Raw genomic sequence first — 4,905 nt, 5'->3', positions numbered from 1 at the left:
ACTCGGAGCCCCCCTCGTGACCACCCTCCGCCGCGCCATCCCCGCCGATGCCGAATCTGTTGGCGCGCTGGTTGATGCCCTGCTGATGGAGCTCGCCGGCATCCCCTCCCGCCGCGACGCGCGGGTCGAGGCGGCGGCGCGGCTGCTCGCCCTCTCCGACTGCGTCTTCGGCGTCCTCGCCGTCGACGATGACGGACAAGACATCGGCGTCATCATGCTGACCGAAAGCGCCTCCATCTATGCCGGCGGCGCCTTCGGCGTGATCACCGAGCTCTATGTGGCGCCCGCCCATCGCTCATCCGGCCTGGCGCAGCGCCTGCTGATGGAGGCAGAAAGCATCGGCCGCGCCCGCGCCTGGCCGCTGCTCGAGGTCGGCGCGCCGCGCCAGCCGCAATGGGCCCGCAGCCTGTCCTTCTATCTCCGCCACGGCTTCACCGAGATCGGCCCGCGGCTGAAGCGCCCCCTCTGACCCGGAAGCCGCCATGCCCGAGACCCTGACCGCCGCCGAGGCCGCCCGCCTCGCCGCCATTGCCCTCGGCCATGTCGAGCGCGAATACCCCAACAAGCCCGACCACACCCTGGCCAGCCCGGCGGATGCGCGCACGCCCTCGCAGCTGCATCCGGTCTTCTATGGCAGCTATGACTGGCATTCCTGCGTGCACAGCTATTGGCTGCTGGCCCGGCTGCTGCGCCTCTTCCCCGAGGGCGATAAGGCGCCTGCGATCCGCGCCCTCTTCGACCGCGCCTTCACCGCCGACAAGGTCGCGGCAGAATGCGCCTATCTCAAAGCCCCCACCGCGCGCGGCTTCAAGCGCCCCTATGGCTGGGCCTGGCTGCTGAAGCTGGCCGCCGAGCTGCATCGCCTGCCCGAGCCCCGCTGGTCGCAAAGCCTGCAGCCGCTCACAGACATCTTCGCCCAGCGCTACCGCGATTTCTTGCCGATTGCCCCCTATCCGGTCCGGGTCGGCACGCATTTCAACACGGCTTTCGGCCTGCGCATGGCCGCCGATTATGCCGAGACCACCGGCGACGAGGCGCTGCTGACCCTGCTGCGCGATACCGCGCGCCGCTGGTATGGCGACGACGCCGATTGCCCCGCCTGGGGCGAGCCCAGCGGCGACGATTTTCTGTCATCCGCCATGATCGAGGCGGAATGCATGCGCCGCCTGCTGCCACCCGCCGAATTCGCGGCCTGGTTCCCCCGCTTCCTGCCGCGCCTGTCGGACAGAAAGCCGGCGACGCTCTTCGCCCCGGCCAGCGTCACCGACCGCAGCGACGGCAAGATCGCGCATCTGGACGGGCTCAACCTCAGCCGCGCCTGGTGCTTCCGCGCCCTTGCCACCGCGGTGCCGGACGCCACCGCCGCGGTGCTGCGCCAGGCGGCCGACGAGCACTATGCCGCCGCCCTGCCGCATCTGTCCGGCGACTACATGGGCGAGCACTGGCTGGCGACCTATGCCCTGCTCGCCCTCACCGTCGCCGAGGGCTGACCCTCAGACCGCCCGCGTCAGCCCGCCATCGACCCGCAGGTTCTGCCCGGTGATATACCCAGCCCCTTCCGAGGCCAGGAAGGCGACGGTGGCCGCGATCTCCGCCATAGTGCCGTAGCGCTGCATCGGCACCGCGGCGCGGCGCTCCTCGGTCGCCGGCAGGCTGTCGATCCAGCCGGGCAGCACGTTGTTCATGCGGATCTTCTCGGCCGCATAGGTGTCGGCGAAGATCTTGGTGAAGGAGGCCAGCCCGGCGCGGAACACGGCTGACGTGGGAAACATCGCGCTCGGCTCGAAGGCCCAGGCGGTGGAGATGTTCACGATCGCCCCGCCGCCCTGCTTCTGCATCACCGGCACCACCAGCCGCGTCGGCCGGATGACGTTGAGCAGATAGACATCCATGCCCTTGTGCCAGGCCTCGTCGGTGATCTCCAGGATCGGCGCGCGCGGGCCGTGGCCGGCGCTGTTCACCAGCACGTCGATCCGCCCCCATTGCGCGACCACCGTCTCGACCAGCCGGGCCAGGTCGTCATGCGACTGGTTCGACCCGGTGACGCCGATGCCGCCCAACTCCTGCGCCAGCGCCTCGCCCTTGCCGGAGGAGGACAGCACCGCCACCCGGAACCCGTCGGCCGCCAGCTTGCGCGCGCAGGCGGCGCCCATGCCGCTGCCGCCCGCCGTCACCACCGCCACTTTCTGATCGGCCATCCTGTCCCATCCCTTGCAACCGGTCCGGCATTCTTCGCCGCGTGTCATCCGACGGCAACCCCTGGGCGCTGGCCGCCGCGCCGCCGGCATGGTCTAAGGCAGCGACCCTCGAGGAGGCATCCCATGCCGACCGCCCCATCCTTCCGCTCCGGCACGATCGAGACCTTCCTGCTGCGCGACGGCCATTTCACCGCGCCGGCCGAGACGATCCTGCACACCAGCGGCGAGCCCGACCGCGCCCGCGCCATCGCGCGCTGGGGCCGCCCGCAGATCGCCACCGACGTGAACTGTTTTTTCCTGAGCGGCCCGATGGGGGTGACGCTGATCGATGCCGGCGTCGGCACCGCCTGGGGCGAGGGCTTCGGCCATGCCCGCGCCCAGCTGGCGGCGCTGGGCATCGCCCCGGCGGCGGTCGAGCGCGTGCTGGTCACCCATCTGCATGACGACCACCTGAACGGCCTCTACGACGGCGACGAGCCCTTCTTCCCCGAGGCCGAGATCTGGGCGCCGCAAGCGGACCTCGCCTTCTTCACCGACCCGGAGGCCCGCGCCCGCCTGCCCGAATCCCGCCATGGCGGCTTCAAGGTGGCCGAGAAGCTGCTGCGCGTCTTCGGCGACCGTGTCCGCGCCTTGCCCGCCGGCGCCGTGCTGCCGGGGATCGAGGCGGTGCTGCTGCCCGGCCACACCCCCGGCCACACCGGCTATCTGATCGAGGGCCGCCTGCTGGTCTGGGCCGACCTGCTGCACCTGCAGTCCCTGCAACCCGCCGAGCCCGAGATCGGCCTGGTCTTCGACATCGACCCGGCCCTGGCGGCCTCAACCCGCCGCGCCACCCTGGCCCGCGCCGCGGCCGAGGGCTTGGTAATCGCCGGCAGCCATGTCGAGGGTTTCCACCGCGTGACGGCGTCGGGCGCGGGCTTTGCTTTAGAATAGAAAAAGATGAGGGGGCGCGGGGGAGAATTCATTCTCCCCCGCTGCTTGCTTACTTCCCCCCATCCACGCTGAGGATCTGCCCCGAGATCCACTTCGCCTTGTCGCTGGCGAGGAAGGTCACCGCATCGGCGATGTCCTGCGCCTCGCCCACCCGGCGCAGCGCGATGCTGTCCAGCAGCCGCTTCTGCCCTTCCGCGCCATAGCTGGCGAATTGCGCGATGGAGGCCGGGTTGGACGGGATGAAGCCCGGCGCCACCGAGTTCACGTTGATCCCGTATTGGCCGAGCTCGCTGGCCAGCTGGCGGGTCAGTCCGACCAGCCCGTGCTTGGCCGAGCAATAGGCCTGGATCCCCGTCAGGCTGCGCTGGATGCCGGCGCCCGAGGAAATCGTCACGATCTTCCCGCGCCCCGCTTTCTTCATCCCCGGCACCGCCGCGGCGCAAAGGTTGAAGCAGGCATGCAGGTTGATGTCGAAGATGCCGTGCCAGTCCTCTTCCGGAACGTCTTCCACGGGGCGCATCACCTGGCCGCGGACGCCGCCGGCATTGGCCACCAGCACGCCGATCGGACCGCCGGCCGCGGCCTCGACCCGCGCGATCCAGCCGCGCGCGGCGCCGGCGGCGGTCAGGTCGAAGGCTTCGGTCTGGATCGAGGTGCCGCGGGCGGTCTCGGCCAGCTCGTCGGCCGACAGATCGCAGCCGAAGACCCGCGCGCCCATGGCGGCGAAGTCGCGGGCGACCAATTGGCCGAAGCCGTGGCCGGCGCCGGTGACGGCCACCACCACCCCGTCGAAGCGGATGTTCATGCGCTGAGAAGCTCCGTCAGGTTGCGGTCGTCCATCGGCCGGCGGCCGGCCTCGCAGTCATGGATGGCGGCGATCAGCGCGTTCAGCGCCGGCGCCGCGATGCCGTGCTTCGCCGCCAGCGCCGCCACGGGCGCCAGCTGCGCATCCACTTCGGTGCTGCGTTTCCGCACCCACAGGTCGCGCCAGATGCCCGAATGGGTCTTGGCGTTGGGGCGGTTGAACGCGACCATGGCGGCCACGCTGGCCGCGGCCGCCTCCGGTGCCGCGCCAGGCTGGAAGGCCGCCGGGTCGAAGCCGTTGAAGCCCTTGGGCGAGACCTTTTCCGCGGCCGCGACCTGCATCACCTCGGTGCCCAGGGCGCGCCACAGCGGCAGCAGCTCGGGGCGGGCCAGGGCGTCGGCGATGCCCTTCTCGCCCAGCGCCTGGGCGAAGAGCATCGCGCCATAGCCCAGCTTGCCCCAGAGATAGGCGCCGATGTCGCGGGTCAGCTCGGCGCGCGGCTCGAACAGCGACAGCAGCCGGTGCAGCGCCTCCAGCCGCGGCGTCACGCTGCCGTCGAGCTCGCCCACCACCACGGCGCCGCGGCCGCCATAGAGGATATGCCCCGGCGCCAGCCAGTCGGCGCTGAAATTGACGAAGGCGCCGATGGTGCGCTGTGTCCCCACCACGCCCGCGATGATCTGCTCGCACAGCCCGTTCTGCAGCGAGGCGACATAGCCGTCCTCGGCCAAGTGCGGCAGCAGGGCGCGGGCCGCGGAGTCCGTGTGCTGCGCCTTCACGCAGAGCAGGATGCGGCGGAATTTTCCTTTTAGTTCGCCGGGCAGATGCGCCGGGGCATGCACCTTGTGGTGCTCGATCGGGCCCTCGATCGACAGGCCCCGGGCCGGGTCGCGGATCGCCGCCACATGCTCGGCCTCGATGTCGACGAAGACCACGGCATGGCCGGCGCGGACCAGCGCCGCCCCCACC

At 70.9% G+C, this 4,905-nt stretch carries 6 protein-coding genes; 3 read left to right on the top strand and 3 right to left on the bottom strand.

Annotation, left to right across the window (positions count from 1 at the left end):
• Positions 1 to 469: GNAT family N-acetyltransferase (locus BKE38_RS26595; protein ID WP_207553682.1), on the top strand; the 469-nt coding region annotated here is incomplete at its 5' end.
• Positions 470 to 482: 13 nt separating this feature from the next.
• Positions 483 to 1,490, top strand: a complete 1,008-nt coding sequence (locus BKE38_RS26590; RefSeq protein ID WP_076960216.1) for a DUF2891 domain-containing protein — start codon at positions 483 to 485, stop codon at positions 1,488 to 1,490.
• Between the two features lie 3 nt (positions 1,491 to 1,493).
• Here the strand turns inward: BKE38_RS26590 and BKE38_RS26585 are convergent, their stop codons facing one another.
• Positions 1,494 to 2,198, bottom strand: coding sequence for an SDR family oxidoreductase (locus tag BKE38_RS26585; protein ID WP_076960215.1), 705 nt, complete (start codon positions 2,196 to 2,198; stop codon positions 1,494 to 1,496).
• Between the two features lie 123 nt (positions 2,199 to 2,321).
• Here BKE38_RS26585 and aidB point away from each other — a divergent pair, with 123 nt between their 5' ends.
• Positions 2,322 to 3,131, top strand: a complete 810-nt coding sequence (aidB, locus tag BKE38_RS26580; RefSeq protein WP_076960214.1) for an AidB family quorum-quenching N-acyl homoserine lactonase — start codon at positions 2,322 to 2,324, stop codon at positions 3,129 to 3,131.
• A 49-nt stretch (positions 3,132 to 3,180) separates the two neighbouring features.
• On the opposite strand, the gene BKE38_RS26575 is transcribed toward aidB, so the two are convergent.
• On the bottom strand, positions 3,181 to 3,936 hold the full coding sequence (locus BKE38_RS26575; protein ID WP_076960213.1) for an SDR family NAD(P)-dependent oxidoreductase: 756 nt from the start codon (positions 3,934 to 3,936) through the stop codon (positions 3,181 to 3,183).
• The coding region (locus tag BKE38_RS26570) for a ketopantoate reductase family protein (protein ID WP_367596375.1) at positions 3,933 to 4,905 on the bottom strand (973 nt) is incomplete at its 5' end. The genes BKE38_RS26575 and BKE38_RS26570, both read right to left, overlap by 4 nt.

The organism is Teichococcus deserti (genome assembly GCF_001982615.1).
Lineage (GTDB): Bacteria > Pseudomonadota > Alphaproteobacteria > Acetobacterales > Acetobacteraceae > Pseudoroseomonas > Pseudoroseomonas deserti.
This window is presented reverse-complemented; position numbering and strand designations above follow the sequence as displayed.

Bases quoted from the DNA above. Each gene is read 5' to 3' on its own strand.
- BKE38_RS26590 (WP_076960216.1), top strand. From the start codon at position 483: ATGCCCGAGACCCTGACCGCCGCCGAGGCCGCCCGCCTCGCCGCCATT.
- BKE38_RS26585 (WP_076960215.1), bottom strand. From the start codon at position 2,198: ATGGCCGATCAGAAAGTGGCGGTGGTGACGGCGGGCGGCAGCGGCATG.
- aidB (WP_076960214.1), top strand. From the start codon at position 2,322: ATGCCGACCGCCCCATCCTTCCGCTCCGGCACGATCGAGACCTTCCTG.
- BKE38_RS26575 (WP_076960213.1), bottom strand. From the start codon at position 3,936: ATGAACATCCGCTTCGACGGGGTGGTGGTGGCCGTCACCGGCGCCGGC.